The 25,348-nt window shown below is 64.1% G+C and carries 3 protein-coding genes (1 of these 3 running past the window's edge); 2 read left to right on the forward strand and 1 reads right to left on the reverse strand.

What is annotated here, in order from left to right:
- On the forward strand, positions 1-21,895 hold the 3' portion of the coding sequence (locus tag VJ923_RS07595) for a PASTA domain-containing protein (protein WP_326440184.1). Its footprint begins 17,363 nt before the window's first position; only the last 21,895 of its 39,258 coding nucleotides appear in the window; its start codon lies off the left edge, out of view; the stop codon is at positions 21,893-21,895.
- A 116-nt stretch (positions 21,896-22,011) separates the two neighbouring features.
- Positions 22,012-23,328, forward strand: a complete 1,317-nt coding sequence (locus tag VJ923_RS07600) for an amidohydrolase (protein ID WP_326440186.1) — start codon at positions 22,012-22,014, stop codon at positions 23,326-23,328.
- An 871-nt stretch (positions 23,329-24,199) separates the two neighbouring features.
- Here VJ923_RS07600 and VJ923_RS07605 read toward each other — a convergent pair.
- Complete coding sequence (locus VJ923_RS07605) at positions 24,200-25,144, reverse strand: DUF559 domain-containing protein (protein ID WP_326440188.1); 945 nt, start codon at positions 25,142-25,144, stop codon at positions 24,200-24,202.
- Between the last annotated feature and the right edge of the window lie 204 nt (positions 25,145-25,348).

Here is a 25,348-nt window from a genome sequence, read left to right on the forward strand (position 1 = left end):
TACGACCCTCGGCACGCTTCCCGCCGGTGGTTACAAGCTTATTGTTATGAGCCAGAGCTGGGCAGAGAAGCCCTATCTGCACGATGCCAGCTTCACCGTTGACGGTACGGGCGGCCCGGCCATTGCCGAGGTGTCGGCCAGTGTGACGGAGCCCGAGCGCACCGAGGCGGTGGCAGCGGCCGCCTTCTCGCTGCTCGCCACCGAGCTGTTCGCCGAGGCGGAGCACACGATTGCCCAGGCCACGGGCCTGCCGGTGAACCTGACCGCCGCCAAAGACGAGGCGCCGACGGCTACGACGGCGCAGCCCGCGACGGTGACGGGAGCGGGGGCCGAGCAGCTGCTCGCCAGCGCCCAGGGCACCGTCAGCGAGGAGAGCGCGCTGACCGATCCGTTCACCGAGACCACCCTGGCCAACGCTGCCGTTGAGGCTCAGGTGGCCGCGGGCGAGGTGACGGTTGCCCCCACGGCGCTGTCGCTGTCGGATTACACGGCAAAGCTCGCGACCACCTCCACGGCGCCGACGGCAACCACGCCGGTGCCCGTGCCGGTGCCGACCTCGACTCCGACGGCCAACGGCGAGTACTTCAGCGACGAGGAGCAGGCCGCCATCGAGACGGCGCTCTCCGGCATGACAGTGCAGACGGCCGCCGTAACGCCGACGGTCTCTGCAGACGAGCCCGCCTCCGACGGGCCCGCTGACAACGGCATCGCCTTCTTCAGCGCTGAAGGTGCAGAGGGCGTTGACCCTTCCGAGGGCGCCATTAACACCAACGATTTGGCCGACCTCTCGGGACGCATCAAGGCTCAGGTGTACCTGCTGAAGGACAGGAATGATCCCAACAATAAGGATAAGGCGAACTTCGCCACGACTATCGGCGGCAACTACTCCCAAGATCCTTACACCAATGCCCAGTGGGTCGACATCTCCGATCTCATGGAAATTGAGGTCGTGCAGACTCCCACGAGCGAGTTTGCGGGCTACTACGCTCCCAGCTCTATTCAGGACCCGTATCTGGCCAACGGCAGCAACCCCGCGGCCGGTATCGCGGCCACGGCCGACGCCTCGAACAGCACGTACACGGCCGTGCGCGCCGAGGGCACCACGAACCAGTCCATCAGCTATCGCGACAGCTCCCAGCCTTGGGTGCTGAAGGTGAAGGTGAAGCAGGATCTGGCCAAGTGGTTCGGCCGCACCATTGATATGCACAGCTACGACGCGGCCGATCCCGATTACATCCGCAACTGGGGTGAATACGCCAAATATGCCGAGGGTCTTAAGGCCATCCTTGAGGGCAAGGCCGGCGGCTATCAGATTAAGGTGAACATTCCCTCCCATGTGTTCGGCAACAACGAGAGCGAGCGCTGGTACGACCGCGTGCTCACCCGCCCGTGGGACGACCCGACCAAGGTCGTGGGTCAGAACAAGGCCGAGGGCGAGGAGCCGAGCCGCTCAAGTGCCTACTACCAGGTGTACGACTACGACCACTTCGAGGGCACCGCTCGCGATCGCCGTACCCATATCCAGCCCTTCGGCATGGATTACAAGTACACCATCCGTCGCTGGTACCGTAATCAGGACAGCGGCGGCGGCAACGAGGACGAGCTGGCCGGCTCTCCCAACATGCCCGCGGTTAACGGCTGGACGATTCAGAACAATACGGTGCGCACCACCACCGTCGACGACACCAACACGATCGCCGACCCCATGGGCGTGCTCGCTGCCAACGAATTGCCCGCATCGGCGACGACCGAGAACGGCGTGGATGAGAGGCAGTACTTCTGGAAGAAGGCCTACAAGGGCGAGGGCTCTACCGGACCGGTGCTCTACGCCCAGACCGGCACGAGCGCCGTCATGCGCAAGCCGGTGGTCCGCGTGTGGAACTCCATCAGCCTGCCCGATGTTCTGTCCGGCACCCAAGAGACGGGCACCGTTACCGATGGCGTGGGCGCCACCTCGGCCAACTACTATATGGAGGCCGAGACCGACACCCGTCAGGTGAACGTGCATGTAGAGAACCGCTTCTGGTGGGATTCGCTGTGCCGCAACTATGGCTACATCAACAGCGGCGGCGGCGTGAACGACTGGTCCATCAACGAGAACCGTTGGCACACCTATTCCCGCGAGGGCGGCCAGATGGGCGACTTGGTGCTGCCGGTGGTGACTGTCGTGCTGCCCTTCGGCATCACCCCGGTGCATCGCGAGACCCGCAAGCCCTACGGCCAGTGGCCCGGCGTCACCCAGCCGTTCCTCTACGAGGACTGGGACATCGCCCAGTCGGCCAACGCGAACTGGAACTACCAAGACCCGGTGAACCAGAACGAGAGCGCCCAGTGGCTCAAGGACAACTTCGTCGCGACGGTTACCTACGAGAAGGTGGAGGCCGATGCCACCCAGTACCCGGCCGACGATATCAACGACGATAACTACCGCTTCGTGGTGCGCTTCCTGCCCAAGGGCGACGATTTGAACCACGATCCTTCCACCGAGCAGCGCATCCGCTCGCATGAGATGGATACCTTCAAGTTCTCCATCGCCATGAACGAGGAGCCGGAATGGGAGGAGCTGCCGGCTCACAAGGAGGCCTCGCGCACCACCGAATCCATTCGCACCTACGTGACGAGTGCCATGACGGGCTACAAGGGCCTGGTAGACAACGACATCGCCGGCAATCCCTATACGGTGGGGGCGCCGTCCCAGTTCCGCGCCTCCGGTGACGCCATCGGTCGCGATACGCGCCTCGATGCCGTCTCAGCGTCCTACTTCACCCGTTGGGGCGATTACGGCGACTACAACACCAACAGCTCGAACCATCGCTACAACACCACCAACGCCCTGGGCACGGCGCTCTACACCGATGCTCACGGCTGGGATGCCTACCGCTATCAGTGGGAGTACGACAACGTCTTCGACGGTTCCTACACTTATTCCCACAACTGCTATATCGATGGCTACGGCAACTGGGTTCATAGAACCCATTACTGGAATGCGGTTACCATGGTCCGCCGTTTGCCGCACAACTACTACAACGCTGGCACCCAGACCAACGACCAGGTGCAGTACAGCCACCTGACAGGCTACTTCGGCACCTATACCGAGAAGGACGGCTCCCAGCGTCCGGGCGGTCCGCTCATTGCGCTGACCGGCAACGCCGGCAATGAGGGCATGAACGTCTCGGAGTACAACTTCCGCACCCAGTACGGTCTTTCCAAGGCGACCACCAACAACCTGAACAACAACTACGTCGACGCTGACGGCACCCTGACGGACGACAGCACGAACTCCAGTGCCACCCGCACTGAGGCCTTTGCTACGCGCAAGGACGACAAGTATGCCGAGCACGTGGACCGCGGCGCCTTCGCTGCCAGCAAGATTCGCCTGAAGACCCCGACGCTCGGTTCCGCCTACAAGATTGAGAACATACCGACGACTAAGCCGGTGGACGATGAGAACCTCACCGAGGAGCAGCAGGCCATTGCTGCCGGCGACCTGGGCAAGGACGAGACGCTTCCTCTGCCCGGTGCGGCCAACGGCGCGCTTCTCACCAGCAACCAGGCCAAGTCGAAGGCCGGCACCTACGAATACGATGACGAGATGTGGTTCTCGGCCACCTTCAGCAATTCCGTCATCGCCAACAAGAACGCCTCGGGCCAGCAGGGTAAGGAGGGCGCGCTGCAGCATGCCAAGCTCGTGTTCTCCGTGTACCTGCCCGAGCAGGTGACCTTCTACGACCAGAAGAAGCTCATGAATTTGGGCGAGGTGGTCACCCCGGCCGACTTCGAGAAGCTGTTCTGCGATTACACCGACAACGATTACTCCTTCTATGTGGAGCACACCTACCGCGATCGCCACTCCGATACGGGCGTGGTGAAGGACCCGGTCACGGGCTCGTCGGTGTATCCCAAGCGCGAGAACCAGCAGAAGAAGTACGAGCGCTTGACGCCCAAGCAGCTCATCGAGCAGGGCTGGACCGTGCGCGTGCGCGTGCAGCCCGACTACGACAAGGACTCCTATGGCGCGCTGGCCTCCGGTGCCGCCAACAAGCACAGCGAGTACGGCAAGCCCGATGTGGACGATCTTGACGACGGCGTAGATGCCGCCGACGTGAAGAGCCGCATCCGCGGCGGCGAGACCATCGTCTTCGAGCTCACCCCGCCTGATGACGCCAACGACGCCGAGTTCGAGAAGCACGCGAGCTTGCTGTCGGCCTTCTGGGACAACGTTCGTGCCGACGGCTATCTGGGCGCCGGCGATGCCGTCACCCTGAAGGTGCGCACCCGCATCGATAACGTGGGCGACGAGGAGTCGGCCCTGGAGGGACTCACCGACGAGAACGGCGAGCCTCTGCCCTACAACCAGCAGAAGGAGCTGGTCCGCAAGTGGTCGACCCAGGCGACGAAGGCCTACTTCACCACCGAGGACCGCGACGTGGTCTGGTTGCCCAAGGAGACCGGCTGGTCGCACCGCTGGATGGGCGAGGACAAGGACATCACCGTTTCCAAGGACACGAAGCTGTTCAAGGCCAAGACTGATGCCGCGGGCAACGTGCTCTACGGCGAGGACGGCTTCCCGCTCTACGAGCCTCTCGTGGCGGCCGATGGCGCCGCTGAGCAGACGGTGAGGCTGGAGCAGGGCACGCTGTACCTGCGCCCGACGGTTGAGCAGGACTCTGCCAATGTGTACGGCGTGGGCGGCTTCAACAACCAGTGCCCCGAGTACTTCCAGTGGGCTGATGAGTCGTCGCTGGTCTACGACTCGCCCGAGCACGAGGACCCGGATACCAAGGACATCATCGCTGCCGTCGACTACGACAAGGACGGCGTGTACACGAGCGGCGACAAGGTGACGGGCAAAAAGGATGTTCGCTCCAAGCTGCCCGAGCGCCATATGTCCTCCACCTCCGGTGTGTTCACCATCCGCAAGCCCTCCGCTAGCGTGCGCGTGGACACCGGCATGGTGCGCGTCCCCACCAACGACAGCAGCTCTACCGACTCCACCCAGTCGGGCAACAACAACCTGTGGGTTACCCAGGCCATCAACACCGGTGCAGCGGTGAACAGCTTCATCGTTGACTGGCAGGTGCCGCTGTGGGCTTTGGGCTCCCAGAGCAACGACAACGCGCCTTTGGGCAGCGCGACGGTGCCGGTGGGCAAGGTCACGCCCGATATCGAGTACGTGAAGAGCGGCGTGTGGGAGATTCCCGGAACCTACGAGTTCGAGCTGAAAAACCCCGTGACCGGCGAGGTTACCAAGGCCGCCGAGGGTGACCACTACTTCACCGTCGAGGGTAAGGAAATCGGTGCCTGGCGCATCGACTTCCAGCGTGCCCGCTCCCGCGAGGTCACCATTCCTGACCCCGAGACCAAAGAGCCCGTCACGACCAACCGCACCGTGTGGCCCTACTACGGCAACGACGACAACGACTACGTGCCCGCCAAAGGCACCGAGCTTATCAAGAACGAGGAATACGACCTGAAGAGGGACGAGTGCGACTTTGTCTTCAAGGCGACGACGAAGCGCGTTCCGGTAGACACGCCGGAGGCGGCGGCCAACCGCGAAATCGAGGACAAGCTGTGGGTGCTCGTCTACGTGCGTCGCGCTCATACGAACACGAAGCTCTCCAACAGCGGCTATGTGGAGCAGAACGGCAACAGCCCCGTCAAGCAGGATCGCGAGAACTTCTCCATGCCCGGCACCGATGCCGACCGCGACTACTTCTTCGGCGAGGACGATGCGAAGGACTACAACACCGCCGGTTCGGCCAACACCTACAAGTGGGAGCTGGTGGGCTGGACGAAGGTGTCCGCCAAGCAGAACATGACGTTCACCCAGGGCGTGGCCAAGGCCGGCACGCAGATTCGCCAGGTCCGCTGGGTCATTCGCGCCTGCGATGAAGACACTTCGGGCAAGCCTATCGTGGATGACGAGACGCTGTCCCATGAGGTGCCGGTGCCCTCGGGCTTCCGCCTGGCCACCGATGCCGACGCCGATACCGCCGCTGTGGAGGAGCCCGACGAGGTGGATCCGCTGCGCAACAACACTGGCTGGCTGAAGCAGAAGGATTACAACGACCAGGTCGTCTACAAGTACATCGACCGCAACTTGGGCAATGTGAACGAGCTGGCCGATGCCAACGGCAACCTTACCGGCGTGTACAAGATTGCCCCGCACAAGCTGTACTATTTCGGCGAGGTCATCACTACCAAGGGCGGCGAGGGAGGCCGCGAGCTGTCGGAGGCCGAGATGGAGGCCGCCCTTAAGGGCACGGCCCCCAATCCCGTCGTGGGCGGTGACGATTGCTGGGATCGCACCATGCAGGGCGACCTCATCGTTCAGGCCCATGAGGCCCAGTGGGTCATAGGCACCTCCATGCCCTCCACCATCACGGCCAATGCTGCCGGCGTCCTGGGCCATGCCTTCATCAGCGAGCTGCCGAAGATTCAGACGAACCTGCCCTTGGTCGGCACCCAGTCTTTGGGCGAGGCTGAAGCGGGCCAGGAAGTGCGCCTGCTGGCCGAGACCGATGTGCCCGACGAGATATCGGAGGCGGTGGCCTCGGCCTTTGCCGACAATGGCGTGACGGCCCAGGTGATGGATGTGCCGAGCCCCCGGGCCAGCGACGCCGACAACGCCAAGGCCTTCGATGAGATGGTGGCCGCCATCGGCACCGTGACCCTTGACAGCAAGCCGGCCATTGTCGCTGCCCGCGCCTTCTACGACAAGTTGTCCGAGGGCGCCAAGGCCCTGGTGCAGAATCTCTCGCTGCTCAGCGACGCGGAGCAGGCCCTCTATATGCTGGAGAACCAGGACCAAAACGTCGTGAAGTCCGACTCGGTGCACGTGAACCACTTCGCTACGGTGGTGCCGCGCTACGACGACACGAAGTACGCCCAGTACGAGCGCTCCCGCGCCGGCTTCTTCCGTTCCGATGAGAAGCCGACCATCAAGATTGACGCCAAGCAGTGGTACTTCTCCGGCACCACCAACAGCGGCTACGGCTGGAACAGCGAGTCCATCATGCTCGACCCCGAGGACTCCCTCTTCCTGCGCTACGAAGTGACTCTCTACAACATCTCCGAGGGCCAGCTGCGCCTGCTCGGCTACGACCCGGAGGACGAGAGCACCCCCTACAGCATCGACACCTGCACCAACCCATCGGTGTCCACGCTGCTGCCCCGCATTCAGAATTTCGGCCCGACGCCGGAGTCGATGTTCAACGTGCTGCCCGATCTGACGCCCAAGCAGAAGACGCGCCTGACCCAGGCCGATGCCGTGCGCGCCATTGGCACGAAGCTGCAGCAGATTGCCAGCGATGACGACCGCGCGGCCTTCGAGGCGCAGCTGCGCTCTCTGGCCTCCGAGCTTCAGGCGCTGTGCGGCCGCGAGCTGACGGAGACGACGCCCGAGCTGAAGGCCTCCATCCTCCACGGTGACGATGTGCCCGATTCATCGAAGGCCGAGGTTGAGGCTACGATTAACGCCCTGCGCGCGCAGGTGAAGGTGCTTTTGGGCTACCACCCGCGCATCGTTCACGAGGACGGCACCGAGACGCCCGAGGGCTACGACATCAGCGAGGTGGCGCTTTCCGACGCCAAGGTGGCCGGCAAGAACATCTTCGCTCAGGGCAACGCCCTGCAGAAGCGCGTCGAGAAGGAGCGCCCCTACAGCCGCGTCTTCCAGTACGTGCCCTCCAGCGACCTGTTTGCCACGGCCACATCCGACGGTCAGCTCGACTGGTCGGGCAACCGCATGGCCAACGACGGCTTCGATTACAAAAACGATGCGATGCAATCCACCCAGCGCGCCGTGAAGCAGGGCGAGTACCTGAGCCCTCTGGCTGAGGGCTATCGCCGCCAGCCCACGAGCGCCTCGGCCGGCGACGCGAGTCACATGAACTCCCAGGTGCCGCTGTGGACCTACCGCGTGGTGAAGTTCAAGCAGTACGAGCGCGACGAGTTCAACTACCTGTGGACGCAAAACGACGATGGCACCTGGAACTTCGTCGGCACCATGGACGACGAGGGCAAGGTCAGCCGCGAGCTGCCCGAGGGCACGACGGCGCCGGAGAAGCCCGAGGGCACTACCAAGCCCTTCACGAGCCTCACCGATTTCGAAGAGCTGACGCCGGGCACCTCCACGGCGGCCATCCGCCCCGAGGAGGGCATGACCAAGCTCGGTCAGGGTGTGCTGGCCAACGGCGGCACCGAGATTTCCGCCAAGGACGAGTATGCCTACCTCTACGACGTCGACGGCAAGGTAGAAACCTCGACGGGCACCTCCCAGAACCTGACGATGAACACCCGCCGTTCGTTCACCTGGAACTTCCTGGGCCAGAACGGCAGCCGCGGCGTGCTCAACCCCGGCGAGGCCATCATCCTCGACTTCATGATGCAGTTCTCGCCGAACTCCTCGGCTTCCACCGATGTGGGCAACGCGCTGATCTTGTCCTCGTACGCGGACAAGGCCGGCTCCTACGACTTCTACGACTACCCGCTGTTCCGCTCGGAGACCATCGAGGATAAGAAGGTGACGAAGATCGTCACCAAGGCCACCATCAACGACCCGGAGAGCTCGATCATCAAGGACTCGTCCTACCGTTCCGACATCAACGACGGCAACGGCAACGGCGACCGCTCCGAGACGCTTCTGCGCAAGGACACGCCCTCCATCGGATGGTCCAACAACGAGCAGGTCATCCAAGAGAAGATGGTGCAGCCCAAATACACCGACGAGAAGTTCTCGAAGCGCTCCCAGACGGCGGCTGTCCCCGAGGGCACAAGCTATACCTACGAGAATATCCAGCAGTACACGGGCATCAACGATTCCACGGCGCTCATTTACAAGCACTCCACGTTTGCCGACACCCTGCCCTATTCGAACTACAAGGACCCGGAGCGCCAGGGCGACAAGGAGACGTCGGAATTCGACGTGACCACCAAGACCTTCACCCTGCGTCAGTCCCAGTGGAGCGGCTGGCTGCAAGACCTTGACTCCGTCAAGATGGAGTACACCGATACCACCCCCACCGAAGAGGGCGATATCGTGGGCAGGTACGAGTTGCGCATCGCGGATGCCAAAGACCCGGTGACGGGCGAGACGCTGACGGCCCAGGCCTCGGTGTGGGTCGGCCCCATTGCGGTGACGGGCACCGGCGACAAGGTGAAGTACGCGCCGCTGACGACCGATGACATCTACGAGCCCATCGATGTGGCCAGAAAGGCCGAGGCCGAGGCCATAGCCAAGGGCGGCGAGAGCTGGGCCGGAGACGAGAACGACGCGTTCATCACCCGCTGGGTGGCGCAGAAGACCACGGGCATCACCTTGGGCGAGGACGGCAAGACCGTGACCGAGGAGGTGCCGGTCTCGCAGTCCATGGCCTCTATCAACATGGTGAACATCAACGACCTGAAGGCCTATGTGAAGAAGCATCCGGACGAGGAAGAGGCGCTTACCCGCTGCATCGGCGCTATCTGGTGCCGCGTGCTGGACGACAATCTCGTGCTGATGGCCCGCAACGGCGATGTGCGCCTGAAGTACGACCTGAAGGCCCCGCTGAACCTTCCCAAGTACCTGGGCAACGCCGGCAAGGCCTACAAGTCCGTCGACGGTCTGCCGGAGGACGCGACGCCTCTGCAGGAGCGTCTGTGGGAGACCAGCCAGTGGAACACGTTCATGTCCATGGTGGACTACCGCCAGGGCACCTACCGCAAGCTGGAGAACAAGCCGGCCGGCGTGTATGTGGACGCCCCCGAGGGCTTCGGCTACATCGGCAGCTACGTGTGGATGGACACCAACTGGGATACGCTGCAAAACGACACCAAGGGCGAGGTGGTTACCGATACGCTCGGCAACGAGACCACCTATCACAAGGGCGAGAACGGCCGCTACATTCTCTCTACGGAGAAGAACATCGCGGGCGGCAAGTACACCTATACCTACGATGGCGGCAAGGACACCTCCAAGCTGCTCACCGACCTGGATTACGACGGCGTGCCGGACGATCCGGGCGTCAACGGTGTGAAGGTTGAGCTTTTGAACGAGTGGGGCGTGCCGGTGAACCGCAACGGCGACGCGGTGGTGCAGGTGAAGATGGACGCCAATTCCAGCAAGCTCACCTGGGTGAAGGCCGACCCGAAGACCGGCGCGGCCGTGAAGGGCCTCTACGGCTACGAGCCCATTACCACCGACGAGAGCGTTAGCTTGGGCGCCTATGTGTACACCACCGAGTCCGACTACTACAACAACCGCGGCTACTACATGTTCTCCATGCTGAAGCCCGGCACCTATCGTCTGCGCTTCACCTTCCCGCAGAAGTACGCCAACTACGCGCTCACCACCAAGCGCATCGGTGCCTCTCATGCCCCGGTCATCGAGGTTGACGAGAAGACGGGCAAGGTGAGCTACCCAGGCGCGACCGAGGACATCTCTGCTTACATGATGGTGTCCCGCACCAACAGGCAGATGGTGGCCGTGTCCGATCCCATCGAGGTGGAGCCGGTCGTCTTCGATGCGGCCGCCTACGCCGCGGGTAACGACCCCGACCACGAGATCTACGATGCGAAGATGACGAGCTACAACGTCGGCATTGCCTTGCCGGTGGTCTACGAGGGCGTGGCCTATCGCGACGACAAGCTGGCCGGCTACGAGGAGATGGAGGAAGACCCCGACGAGGGCGGTACCGGCGAGGGCGGCGGCGATGTGGGCGGCGGCGATGACGACGACGATCCCTTCGCCCCCAAGAGCGCCCAGGCCTTAAGCGCTGCGGCTTCCCCGAAGGCGGCGGCCCCCGCGGTAAGCCAGGGCACCCCCGAGCTGCCGGGCATCTCCACCCTGTCGCTGACGCCGGACAACGCCCCGGCCTACGACGCCTCCCAAGGCGAGCTGCCTCCGTTCATCATGGTGAACGGCAAGCCCACGCTGAACCTGAACAAGTACGTCGAGCTCGATGGCTCGGTCGACCCCGAGCTCATCGACGGCGTGCTTGACTGGGTGAACGTGAACTTGGACGAGTCGAACCCCTACGAGTACGCCGTGCGCGTGGATGAGCTGCGCCTGAAGAATATGGAAGTTCGCGTCATGGTGCAAAACGCCAAGACGAAGAAGTGGGAGCAGGCCTACGACACCAACGGCAACATGGCCGTGGCTCAGACGGACTGCTACCTGGAAGTGTCGCTGGACGGCGGCGCCACCTACCAGCGCGCCTTCGACAACGACGGCAACAACCTCGTAAGCGCTGAGGTGCTGCGCGAGGTTATGAATGGCGAGAACCCCCAGGGTCTGTATCGCTGGACGCCTCGTACCGCTGGCAATACCGATGCCACGGGCTTCTTCCACTTCAGCCTGGAGCCCTTCCACAACTACAAGGTGGTGTGCAAGGACACCCGTGCCCGTATTCTGAAGCCTTCGGTTATGACCTGGGAGAACGACCCGCTCGCTCGCCCGACCAAGAATGCCGAGGACCAGGATAAGGTGACCGTGGGCACCGGAGAGGCCCAGGAGGCGCGCCCCAAGGACGAAGTGGCCGCCATGTGGGACAACGACCTGTGGCTGAAGAGCGGCTCGGCCGAGACCAACAGCTTCTACGCCGAGGTACCGGTCGATGAGAAGGGCCGCGCCGTTTACGAGGACGCGAAGAACCCTTGGAAGGGCTACAAGATTTACGACAAGCTGGCCTTGGGCTGGATTGACGGCACCAAGGGCTTCTTGGGCAACTACGTCTGGTCCGACAAGTCCGGCTATATGGAAGACGGCGTCATGCAGCACTACGACGGTCTGCAAGGCGACGTGCCCAACATTGGCGTGGGCCGCGTGAAGGTGATCCTCGAGCAGTACTACTGGCTGCCCTCCGATGCCTCGTCCGCCGAGGGCGCCTACAATCCGGGCACCACCAACGGCACTTACGGCAAGGGCCGCTGGGTGTTGAACGACCTGGAGTACAAGACCACCATGTCGTCCAGCTCCGGCAGCTACATCTTCAAGGGCGTTTCCACCTACGTGGTTGATCCGAATGCGCCCAAGACCGTGGCCGAGGAAGACAAGACGAAGTATCTGGCCGGTTACCGCATTCGCATCGACCGCAACGATTTGAAGCTCGTGGCGCGCGACTATGGCCTGACGTTCCGCAATACGCAGGATTTGGTGGCCAAGGTCTTCGACGAGGAGATCGACTCCGATGCGGCCATGGGCGCCCAGCTGGTGCTCGATGGCGAGGGCAACCCGTACTACAAGGACGGCAAGCCGGTTTGGGCCTACTATCTGAACGAGATCGGCTCGGGCGATCCTGCGGTGGGCGGCATTGGGCCGAACACGAACCGCCCCTCGGCGGCTCACGACACCGATGTGTCCTACCAGCAGATGATCGTGGTGGCGGGCAACACCGACACCATGGCCCGCGAGAACCTCGTGGCCTACCTCGTTGAGCTGGGCCGCGTAAATGAGGACGATGCCGCCAAGGTTGTGGCCAGCCAGACGGTGGACATGCTGATTGAGCAGTTCTCCACCGACGAGCTGCGCAACTACCTGCTGGCCAACAAGGTCATCGAGGAGAGCGATTCGGTGACCGTGGACCGCATGAAGGAGCTGGCTGCCAGCTTCAGCGGCACGACGGTGGGCAACGACCGCGCCGTGCAGGGCGGTCTGGCCACGAACGCCTCTCGCGCGGTGTACGATCTGGGTGCTGCCCAGCGTATCGAGCACTGGGACGTGGGCCTGGTTGAGGTGCCGCGCTCGTCCATCACCGGCAAGGTGTGGCACGACGAGGACTACGACGGTGTCATGGAAACGGGCGAGGAAGGCCTGGCTGGCGAGTCGGTGGCCCTTGAGCAGTACTACTGGGACGGCACGGCCTGGGTGCGCAACGACCGTTTCGGTGCCGATGTGCGCACCTCGGTTGAGGATAGCTGGCGCACCGAGACCCGCCAGGACTTCATGGGCGTGGACTACACGGTGTGGCTGCGCGACTACACCGATGCCGCGGGTGCGAAGGTGACCTCTGAGGTGACCAAGGCCGAGGACAAGCTGCCCATGGCCAGCACCCAGAAGGACGGCTTCATCTTCGTCGCCACCGACAAGAACGGCGTCTACACCTTCCAGAATCTGCCCACGGCCTACACCAACGACGAGGGCGAGCACTTCCTGGCCGCCTATCGCGTGGTGCTCAACGGCCTGCACAAGGACGTGGCGAAGGACGACGACGGCAACGTGCTGTACAGCACGCCGTGGATGATGACCAACTATCACCAGGGCGACGATGTCGCGGCCGACTCCGATGTGGCCGACGACCAGAGCCCGGTGGCCGCTACCTACCGCGTGGTCGGTCGCGAGACGGCGGGCGAGGACAACCTCGTGCGCGCCCACGACGGCCAGATCATCCTGGCTGCCGAGGTGAGCGCCGATCGCGTGAACAGCCTGCAGCCCTCTCAGGTGGACATCTCGTATGCCGATGTGTACGAGGGCGTCTCGGGCACCGTGCGCTACGACTACCTCACCAAGCGCGCCCATACCGTGAACGGCGGAGACGTGGGCGAGCTGCCGGTGCCGCGTCGCGAGGTGGCCGGCCGCGTGTGGCACGATGCCAACTACGACGGCAAGCAGGCCATCGTGGAGACCGAGGAGCTCGTGCTGGACGAGAACGGCCAGCCCATTCCGGTGCTTGACGAGAAGGGCAATCCGGTGCTGGACGAGAACGACCAGCCGAAGATGCTCACCCGCAAGGTGCGCTCCTACGGCGCCGACGAGCCGGGCATCGAAAACGAGACCGTGACCCTCACCCAGTGGTACTGGACGGGCACGGAATGGCAGCAGAACACCGCTTTCGGCACCGACGACTTCAACGCCTTGGCGGCTATCGCCACCGACGAGTGGGCGGCGGGCGAGCCTTACGAGGGCACGCTGGCCGATGGCGCCGTGACGCTTCTCACCAACGAGGATGGCGAGTACTGCTTCAAGAACCTGCCCACGGCCTATGTGAACGAGAAGGGCGAGCTGTTCTTGGCGTCCTATCGTCTGACGCTGGGCGGCCTGGAACAGCAGGAAGTGGTGAAAGACGGCAAGGTTGTCTCCCGCGTGCCGTGGCTCATGACCCGCTACCACGAGGGCGCTGCCGTGGGCATCGACTCGGATATCGACGATAAGCTCGAGGGCACGCTGCCCTCCTACAACCTGCTCGGTCGCGAGAGCGCGTTTGAGGATTCCGCCCCGGCTGGCGTGCGCGCCCGTGACGGCCAGATCATCCTGGCCGCGCCCAAGGCCGATGACGTAAGCGTTGTGGACGGCAAGACCACCATCGTGAATCTGCCGCTTTCCGAGGCCATCGACCAGGCTGAGGGCAACGCCCTGTACGACATCATGCGCGCCCGCAAGCAGGCCGACGAGGTCTACGACGGCGGCGACGCCGGCCAGCTGCCGGTGCCCACCCGCTCTATCGAGGGCCTCGTGTGGCGCGACGCCGACTACGACGGCGTTCAGGACGAGGGGTATGAGACCATCACCGTGACGGCGGCCGACGGCACCACCTCCTCTCTGAAGAAGCTCAAGGAAGAGGGCCTGGTGGGCCAGACCATCACCCTTGAGCAGTGGTACTACGACCCGGCCAACGTGAACACCGACACGGCGGCGTTTGTGGCCGAAGGGAAGTACGTCGACCTGTCCGGCAAGATCGGCTCGGGCGCCTATGAGAGCCACTGGTTCCAGAACAAGAACTTCGGCGCCGACATTTACACGACCTACAACGATGCGAACCATCCGCTGACCTCCGGCGATTGGGACAGCAACGACAACCCGGCCCAGGTGGCCGATGGCGTCATCACGGTTAAGACCAACGAGGAAGGCCTCTATCGCTTCGATAACCTGCCCACGGCCTACACCGACGATGCCGGCAAGCAGTACCTGGCCGGCTATCGCTTGAAGCTCGCGACGCTGACCGAGGACTACGACCACGAGCACTACGGCCTGCCCCAGGAAGGCTCCTGGATGATGACGCGCTTCCACGCGGGCGAGGCCGCCGAGGTGCTGCCGAAGGATTCCGATCTGCCGGACAACCTGGGCATCGTGAGCAACTATCCGCTCATCGGACGCGAGGCCTTTGTGGCCGACGTGGTGCTGGACGAGGACGGCGAGCCCGAAACCGTCACGCCCAAGCGCTATTTGGGCGAGCGCCAGGAGCTGCTGGAGGGCCAGATCATCCTGGCCGGCCAGAACGCCTTGGGCCGCGGGGCCTATGCGGAAAACACCCTGGCCGCCTCTGATTATCAGAACGACTTGACCGGCGAGCTCATCTTCGACTTCATGGCTGCTCGTGCCTATGACGAGGGCGCCGATGCCGTAGAGGGCGGCGACGCCGGCGAGCTGCCGCCGCCGACCCAGGACATCGTGGGTATCTTCTGGAACGACGCCGACAACGACGGCGTGCAGTCCGCCGACGAGCTGGGCAACCCGGTGCTTCTCACCGAGGACGGCCAGCGCGTTATCGCCGACTATGCCGAGGACGGTACCATCGAGGTGTTCGAGGCCATCGTGACCGTCACGCCCGATCCGGACGACCCGGAGGCGGCACCGACCACGACGGTGAAGAAGGGCGAGCGCATTCAGTACTCTGCGTGGGAGGCCGATGGCACGCTTGCCCTGTACCAGTCCGATGGCAACGGCACCTTCGCGGTGCAGAAGACCTATGCCGCCAACGAGGTGGGCCTGGCCTACCGCGACGGCACCGTCTACGACGAGAAGGCCAGCGAGGACGGCATCAACAACGCCCGCGTCACGCTGGAGCGCTACGTGCCCAACGGCACGGGCGGCTGGGCGCGCGATCCCCAGTGGGCCGATAGCAACCGCTACGATTTGAACGGCGATGATTGGGGCGCTTACGAGGCGAGCCCGGCCACGGTGTGGGGCGATGACGCCCAGCACGTGCAGCGCACCAAGGTTCAGGAAGCCTCCGACGGTGTTGTGCGTGCCGGCGTGTACCGCTTCGAGGACCTGCCGACCCAGCGTGCGGCGACGGCCGACGATGTGGCTGCCGGCTATGCCGAGAATGTGGGCGAGAAGATCGTCTACGGCTACAAGGTTCGCTATACCGACGCCGGCTACCAGCAGCGCGCCTGGATGATCGCGAAGTACCAGCAGAAGGACAACTTCACTCAGGACTCCGACCTCATTAACGTGAACGCCAACCTCATGCAGGACGCCGAGTACGACGTGCTGCTGAATCGCAGGGATGAGAGCTCGGTTCTGGGCAACCTCATCGATGGCAATGCTTCGAACAACGACAACCAGGATCTGGGCCTGCTCTCCCATGAAGAGGCCCTGGCCCAGTCGAAGGGCACGGCGACCCAGGTCCAGGCTGCCGACCCGGCGCGTCCGGCGGTGGCCTTCGCCTCGTTGCTGGCCTCGACGGCCGCCACGGTTGCCGCAGCCGCGGGCGCCGAGGGCGCAACGCCGGGTGTGGATGTGTACGACCTGGGCGCTGGCTCCGACCGCGCCTACAACGACGGCGCCCTGCTGAAGCGCAAGACCGGCCGCATTTCCGGCGTCCTGTTCCAGGACGACAACTACGACGGCATTGCCAACGAGGGCGAGCCGGGCATTGCGGGCAAGCGCGTGTACCTGCGCGCCTGGGGCCTGCGCCTGGTGGCCGACGCCGACTGCGGCGGGCACTGCGCCACGCCGGCCGAGGCGGGCGAGGGCCAGTGGCCGGCGGCCGGCGGTCCCATCACCGCGGCCCAGCGCGATGGCAGCGTCAAGGCGGGCTACCATTACGAGTGGGTCGAGGAGGCAGGCGATCCCCTGTCGGTGCTCACCGACGAGAAGGGCCGCTACGCCTTCGCCGACCTGCCCGCGGCTACCCGCAACATTCGCAATACCGCCGATGGCTCTCTTGGCTGGCAAGGCGACGAGGGCGGCGATGACGAGGTGCTCGTGACCGACAACTGGGACGAGTGGTACCTGCTCGGCTACACCATCGAGGTGGAGGGCGACAACCGCGAGGCTTTGGGCAGTGCCGCTTCTGAGACCGTGGTGGGCCTGCCGGTTACCCGCCTGCTTGACGACAACGGCGAGGAGCTGCAGGACCTCAACGCCAGCAAGGTGCATCGCGCCGCCGATTCCGGCGAGATGAACGGGCGCCTGTCCAACGACGCCCACTACGGCGCCACGCGCTTCGCCATCACCATGAACCAGGTGAATGAGCAGGATAACCGCGAGGGCGGACGCACGGTGCTGGATGGCCGTCTGGTGCTGGCCGATCGCGCCACCACCGACGACGAGGCTGTGGGCGCCACCGACGAGACCTATTATGTGAACGCCAACGGCATGGAGTTCGACCTGTCCACTATCCGCGATGCGGACCATATGAACGGCGGCTTCGGTCCCTTCGGCACGGCGACTATCTCCGGCGTGGCGTGGGATGACGAGAACTACGACGGCATTCGCAACTTCCGCACGGTTATCGATCCTCTGCCCGAGGAAGGCGAAGAAGACGAGTTCGAGCAGCCCTCGCTCATTTCCGAGCTGGAAAAACCGCTTGCGGGCGAGACCGTCTACATCACCCAGGAGTACCTGGAGAACGGCAAGTGGGTGTTCAATCCCGCCTTCGGCGGCCAGGTCGACCCTGAGGTGGGCGACTTGACGGCCCGTCGCGACGCGGTGTTCGTGAAGTACGCGAAGTCGATGCCCAATACGCAGTATCGCATCGCCGTGCGCGATGAGAACGGCAACTTGGTTGACCTGTTCCGCGACGCTGAGGGCAACCTGCCGGTGCTACGCGATGAGAACGGCGATGCGGTGCTTGACGCCGACGGCAACGAGCTGCCGGCGAGCCTGTGGTTCACCTCGCCGGACAACGTGAAGGTCGATGGCCAGACGGTGTTCGGCTGGCCCGAAGATGCCGAGGCGGGCACCTTCTCCAATGGCCTGACGGTGACGATCGGCGGCGTTGATTACACGCTGTCCATCAAGCCCAATACCGAATACGTTGTGGTGTGCCGCCAGCTGAATGCCAGCGGCGACTATGTGGAGAGCAAGACGCCGATGGCCGTGGCCACGCCGGGCGAGTCGGCCCTGACCGACGTCATCTTCGCCGAGGGCCCGGTAACCGCTTCGGCCGGCACCATTATGTTCGCCGAGAAGCCGGCCTGGTGGAAGCTGTCTGCCGATGCGGGCGTCGCCTCCGCCGACGAGGCGGCGGGCGATGAGTGGAACGGCTGGGAGTACGCGGCCGTGCCTGCCGGCCAAGATGCGGCCGACCTTGATGACGAGGCGTGGCGTCCTGCCGACGAGCGCGGCTTCGTGCAGTTAAGCGGCCTTTCCCAGCGCACCGATTACACGCTGGTGGCCCGGGTTCGCCCCTACGGCGAGTTCCTGCTGCCGGATATGGCCAACTACCGTGCCGAGGACGCTGCGGCGGCCCTCGAGGAGTTGGGCCTGGTGGTGGATGCCGAGCAGGGCCATGAGTTCAGTGATACCGTGCCCGGTGGCGCGGTGGTGCGCACCGAGCCGGCCGTGGGCGCCAAGATGAAGCCCGGCATGACGGTGAAGCTCGTCGTGTCCTCGGGCGCGGCGCAGCCGGTGGAAGTGGAAGACGTGACGGGCGCTGAGCCCAACGAGGCCGCCGAGCGTCTCGCGGCGGCGGGCTTCCGCGTGCAGATTTCCAGCGATGAAGAGTACAGCGATGCGGCCGCGGGCACCGTGGCCCGCACGAAGCCGGGCGCGCTGTCGGTGGCGCTGCAGGACAGTGTGGTGACCATCTACGTCTCCAAGGGTCCCAAGCCCGAGGAGCCGGTCGAGCCGGTTGAGCCCGGTGAGCCCGGGGAGCCTGGGGAGCCCGGGGAGTCTGGCGGTTCCACGGAGCCGACCGAGCCTGGCGAGTCCACGGAGCCGACCGAGCCTGGCGATTCCGGCGACCCGACCGAGCCTGGCGATGCAGGCGACTCTGGCGACTCTGGCGACCCGACCGAGCCCGGTGAGTCTGGCGACCCGACCGAGCCTGGTGATTCGACTGGCTCCGGTGAGTCCGGCGAGCCTGGCGAGTCCGGCGACTCGACCGCGTCCGGCAGCTCCAGCGACCTGGAGAATCCGGTCGTTGCGACCCGGAGCATTGCCGCCCTGTTCGCCATGGTGACCGATGCCCTGCTCGGCGAGAATGCGGAGTCGGGCGACGGCACGGGCGACGGCGACGAGACGCCGGTGATTACGCCGGTGGGCGAGGGCTTTGTCTACGACGGCTCGGCCGATGGCGCGGGCTACGTTCTCAAGACCCTTCCCGATGTGGTGGGCGATTCCACGAATTACCTGCCTGCGGGCCTGCCTGACACCGAGGAGAATCGCCAGCGTCCCAAGAAGCCCGCTCCGGCCGGTTCCAAGGCGGCGGTCACGAACAGCCAGGGTATTTACACCTTCGACGGTTTGCAGGTGTACGTTCAGAAGAACGCCAAGGGCCAGCTGGTCGATTACAACACGCCCGGTGCGCTAGACGAGGTGTACCAGACGCGTTACACGGTGCGGATGGCCGAGCTGGGCAACGGCTACATCATGAGTCGCTACAACGTGCCCGGCGCACCGTCCGGCATCGACTCCGACCTGACGCGCGACGAGCTTGGCGCCCTGACGCTGCGCCAGGCGATCACCTTCCAAAACGGCATGACCATCATGGATGGCAAGGTGTACCTGAACCATGAGTCCTCCAACGTGCGCGGATCGGTCTTCGGTTCGCAGTACGACGAGGAGGCGACGTGGACCCACGGCGATGCTCTTGACGTGTGGGCCGACGGCACCAATGCGGCCGACGCTGACGTGGCCATCTACGACGTGCCCGCGCCCTTCAACAGCAAGCTGGATGCGGGTGCCAAGGCGCCTAACAAGAACGTCATCGCCGGTACGGTGTGGAACGATGCCAACAACAATGGCTATTTCGAGACCGGTGAAGCGGGCGTCGTCGGCGCCACGGTGCAGTTGACGCGCTACTGGTACGACGAAGAGTCCGCCACGTGGGTCTTCGACGAGTCCTTCAATCGCGTGCTGAACGCCGATGGTACGGTGAAGCACGCGGGCGAGGCGCTGGTCTACGTGCCCGGCGAGAACGGCGCCGAGCAGACGCGCAGCAACGAGGTTGTGACCACGACGGAGTTCAGCCGCATGACCCGCAACAGCATCGGCGAGGAGGTGCGCAAGACCTATCCCCAGGGCTACTGGGAGTTCGAGGATTTGCCCTCCACCGAGGAGCGCTCCGACCTTGGCAATGTGACGCGCGACGTCGTCTACGGCTACCGCGTGAATGTGGTTGATGTGCCGAGCGGCTACGCCGTGGCGAAGCTGAACCGCGGCGAGGACATTGAGGTGGACTCCGATTTGGACGAGGCCACCACGCGTCTGATTGCCGAGGGCGATGTTGAGGTGAACGGACTTATCGTGCTGGCCGAGCCGGCCGAGGAGGCCGATGCGCCCGAGTCGAAGGTCGTCGGGCCTTTGGCTATCGATTGGTCGACGCTGGGCTCTCAGTCGAGCTACCACAACGATGCGGGCCTGGTGCCCTTCAACACGGTGAGCGTGGGCGGACATGTGTGGCTGGATGCCGACAAGGACGGCCTGCAGGCTGAAACCGACGAGCTGGCCGTGGGCAAGGAAGTGGTGCTGGAGCGCCAGCGGACGACCTTCGCTGCCGCAAAGGCCGTGGGTTGGATGAGTCGGGTGACTGACGGCATTGCCGGCAGCGACCTGTCCGAAGAGGGCGAGCCGCTTGAGGTTGCCGAGCGCTACGACGACATCCAGTGGGTACTCGACGACTTGGCTGGCAAGGAGCCCGATGTGCCTGTGGTGGATCCCGATGAGGGCGACGAGCCTGGCGGGGATGACGAGTCCGGCGAGCCCGGCGAGGGCGACGAGCCTGGCGGAGACGACGAGTCCGGCGAGCCTGGCGAGGGCAATGAGTCCGGCGAGCCTGGCGAGGGCGAGAGCACTGGCGAGGGTGAGAACGCTGGCGACGCTGAGCAGGGCGCGGAGTCTGGCGATGGTTCTGCCGACGATAGCGCTGGCGACGAGATTGCCGCTCGGGCGCTGCGGGCTGGTGTGTTCGCGCTGGGCGAGGGCGGCTCGACGGATGCCGATGATGCACCCGCCACGGATGCCCCCAGCACTGGCGAGTCTGGCACCGATGCCCCCGACACCGACGAGCCCGACACCGATGCTCCCGATGCCGACGAGCCGACGACCGACGAGCCCCTCGACGAGGCTGCAGCTCGCTGGGAGGCGCTGCTCGCCTACGACGTGGCCGACCCCTCGGCCGACCTCGAGCGCTTCGAGGACGACGGTGTGCTTTCCGAAGGCGTCTGGGAGAGCGTGGCGACGACCAAGACGGACATGGAGGGTAAGTACCTGTTCGCCGGTCAGCCCATCGTGGACGAGTACGGCAAGCCCTACGTGTATCGCGTGCGCTTCGTGAAGCCTGCCGAGGCCGAGTGGGTTCCGCTGAATGCGGGTCGCGACGATAACCTCGACAACGATGTGGCCCACCTGAACCTGCGCGGTCGCGAGGCCGATGCCAACACTGGCGTCACCGAGGTGCTTGGCGTGCTGAGCCCGCGCAACGCCGCCAACGCCTACGGCCTGGCCTACCAGGTGCTCGCGGCCCAGCAGTGGACCCGCGAGGCGGGACACGCGGTGGATCCGGGCTACTACGTGCCGCCGACGCCGCTGGCTGGAACCGACGGCTGGCTGACGAGGATCTTCGACAAGGAGTGGCTGACGAAGATCATCAAGGCGCTGCTCCCGCAGACGGGCGACACCACCTCGCTTCTGCGTCTGATTCTGGCGGCCATCGCCGGCTTTGCGGCCATCATGCTCGTGCTTTCGCTGCTCTCCCGCCGCAAGGACGAGGAGGACGAGCCCGGCTGGGTGAACATCACGGTGTAAGCCGCAGGTACCGCACCGCTTCGGTATTAGTCTGAAAGGGCAGCTTCGGCTGCCCTTTCTGCTGATAAATGCGCTATGCTTTCAAAAACTCATTCTCAATGCGAAAGGTTTTCTCCATGCTCTTTGCCGATATCGATATCCTTGACGAGAATTTCGAAATTAAGCACCACCAGTGGGTGGGCACCAAGGAGGGGCGCATTGCCTATATCGGCTCGGTGCCGCCTATGCCCGATCAGCTTGCCGCCTTTGGCGATACGTTTGCCGGAGAGGGTCGCCTGCTCATGCCGGCGCTCTACAACGCCCATGCTCACGCGCCCATGACGCTTCTGCGCGGTTTCGCCGAGAACTTGCCGTTGCAGCGCTGGCTCAACGAGAAGTGCTTCCCCTTCGAGGCCAGGATGACGGGGGAGGACTGCTACTGGGGCACGATGCTGGCCTGCGCCGAGATGGCGCGTTTCGGCGTGGTCAGCTTCACGGACATGTACTACGCCACCGAAGAGCGCAACCAGGTAGTGCGCGATGCCGGCATGAAAGCCAACATGTGCGAGGGTCTCGTCGCCTTCGAGGACAAGCCCTATGCCGAGTATCCCACCTGCGCCCAGATGGAGGCACTTGTGCGCGACTGGCACGGCGCGGCTGACGGGCGCATCCGCATCGACTACAACATCCATTCCGAGTACCTGTCCACCGAGAGGGTCTGCCGCGACATTCTTGACATCGTGCGCGACACCGACCTGCGTCTGCACATCCACCTGTCTGAGACGAAAAAGGAAGTGGAGGAGTGCCGCGAGCGCCATGGCGGCCTGAGCCCTGTGCAGTACTTCGAGAGCATCGGCCTGTTCGAGGTACCGGTGACGGCGGCCCACTGCGTGTGGGTGGACGAGGCCGATCTGGATATCCTTCAGGCCCACGGGGTGTTCGTGGCCAACAACCCGGCCTCGAACATGAAGCTCGGCAGCGGATTCGCGCCTATCCCTGAGATGATGCGTCGCGGCATTCCCGTGTGCCTTGGATCCGATGGCATGGCCTCGAACAACAATCACAACCTGTTCCACGACATGTATCTGCAGGCGCTCATCTACAAGGGCACCACGCTGGACCCCACGGCGGTCACGCCCCAGCAGGCGCTGGCTTCGGCGACGCGCACAGGCGCGCTGTCCCAGGGTCGCGAGGACTGCGGCATTCTGGCCGAGGGCGCCCGCGCCGATGTGTGCGTGTTGGATATCACGGGCCCCTCGTGGAGTCCCGCGCCCGATCCGGTGTACAACCTGGTGTACGCTGGCGACGGCGCCGACGTGGTGCTGACGATGTGCGATGGTGAGGTCATCTACCGTCGCGCTGCTACCGGCGAGGGCGAGTGGCTCACCATCGACCTGGAGCGCGCCAAAGCCGAGTGCGCCGCCCGGACCGCCCGCATCATAAGCGAGCTGTAAGGCCGGTTCCGCTCGCCGCTCGCATATTCAGCGGGCCATGCCCCGGCCCTGCCTGCGCCCCGCATGTCCAGCGAGCTGCAGCGCCGACCCTGCCTACGCCTGCGCGTTCGGCGAGCAGTAATATCGACTTCGCTCGCCGCCCGCATGCTCAGCAGGCTATACCCGGTTCTACCTGCTCCCCACATATTCAGCGAGCTGCAGCGCCGACCCTGCATGTGTGCCGGATGCTCAGCGAGCTGCTGCGCCGGCCCTGCCTGCCTACGCCCCGCGTGTCCGTATCCCGCTAATTCGGCATTAGGGCGGATTCGGCTTGTCCATATCCCGCTTATTTGGCGCAGGGAAGGGTTTGGCCTGTCCGCATTCCTTCTGTTTGGCGAAAGAGGCGATTCGGCTTGTCCATATCCCCTCTATTTGGCAAAGAGCGAACTTTTCGTGCCAAATAAGTGGGATATGGACACTTTCCGCCGCGCGCATCGGTCCTCAGGGAAATTCAGCATTGCGTTTCACCAGGTCATCGCTCATCTGGCGTAAAGCCGCGCGCGCAAGAAGCAGCGTGTGTTGTCCATATTGGCGATATTTGCCCTGTTTTCTGCATCTCTTGCCAAAAACGGTCGATATGGACAAAAGGCTAAGAAGTTGCCTAGGGTGTTATGGTGGCGAAGCTCGTGCCGACAAAGCTCCGAGGCGCGACCGGGTCGCGGCGGGGTCCGCGTCGACAAAGCTCGTGCCGGCAAAGCCTCGCGGCGGGGCTGAGTCGCGGCTGGTTCCGCCGCTAGAGACTTGCGGCTCGACGGATCTCGCGTTGCTAGAGACGTGCGGCTCGACGGATCTCGCGTTGCTAGAGACGTGCGACGCGACGGAGCTCGCGTTGCTAGAGACCTACGGCGCGGCGGAGCTCGCGTTGCCTCTTCGGGAAGTTCTTTACGCGAAACCGAACAGGTATCGAAAGGTGACGGGCGACTGTCATGGCAACCCGGTTCATCTCTTCGGTCGAGTTCATCTGCAGGCGCGTAACGGTGATGACGCGGTAACCCAGCGATTCCAGGACCATTCTCTTGACGGCGTCGTCGTGCAATTGCTGCGAAACAAGGTGGTGCTCATCGCTGTCGTATTCGAGCACAAGCTTGTTTTTCGCCCAGCACAAATCGGCAACGTAGTAGGACTTCTCCGTCATGCGCAAACCGCGTACGCCCAGCTCCAGGGTCTGGTTAAGGACCGGGCGGGCCAGAGCATAGCCGCCGAGGAAGTGCGGAAGGCTCATAAGCAACCCCAAGGCAATCTCGCGCGGCGATGCGGCGCCCTCCATAATCCAGGGAAGCGCACGGCTTACCGCAACTCTCCCTGGCACGTCGCCGTGAATGCTGCAGGCGCTTTTCAGGGCGGCAATCGACGAGAGGGCCGGCCTTCTTTTGGCTGCACCTGTATCCGGGTCGCACGAGAAGGAGCCGCACAGCTTGGTTCCCTCGGCGACAATCTCGGGCAATGACCGGCCGCGAGCAAACTGGAGCAGGGCGATTTCTGGCTGGGGAAGATAGATTCCCGGAGCAATGCGGGAGAAGCGTCCTGCCTGCAATGAGGGTGGAGCAACGTGGCTGCGAACATTCTCACGGTTGCGCCGGGCTTCGTGAGAGACGACCATAACGTGGAGGGGGCTGCTGAGCCCCGGCAGCGCATCGAAGGCGTAGCGCGTCGAAGCTGCTGTCGGAATGCACCGCTTGAAGTCTTCGTCGGAGAAATCCTGCGCGAAGTTGCCCCGGCTTGCTTGGTAGTCCCAGGCTTCCAAGGCGCTTGACCCCCATAGCACGACTCTCGCCATCGCCTTATTCCTTCCGATATACCCGCCCGGACGTTTATTCCGGGAAGCAATTGACCCTCTGATCTCGCAGGACCGCAGCACATTACTCAGTGTGCATTCGCAGAGTCGCGAAAATGACGGCGGGAAGTCTCGTTGAGCACCTCCCGCACTTCGCATTCGGGGTACTTCAAAGTCGCCTTTGCGCCTCCCGCCTTTCGCGCCGCC

The sequence above is a fragment of the Adlercreutzia shanghongiae genome, assembly GCF_035830635.1.
Classification (GTDB): Bacteria; Actinomycetota; Coriobacteriia; order Coriobacteriales; family Eggerthellaceae; genus Adlercreutzia; species Adlercreutzia shanghongiae.

Bases quoted from the DNA above. Each gene is read 5' to 3' on its own strand.
- VJ923_RS07600 (WP_326440186.1), top strand. From the start codon at position 22,012: ATGCTCTTTGCCGATATCGATATCCTTGACGAGAATTTCGAAATTAAG.
- VJ923_RS07605 (WP_326440188.1), bottom strand. From the start codon at position 25,144: ATGGCGAGAGTCGTGCTATGGGGGTCAAGCGCCTTGGAAGCCTGGGAC.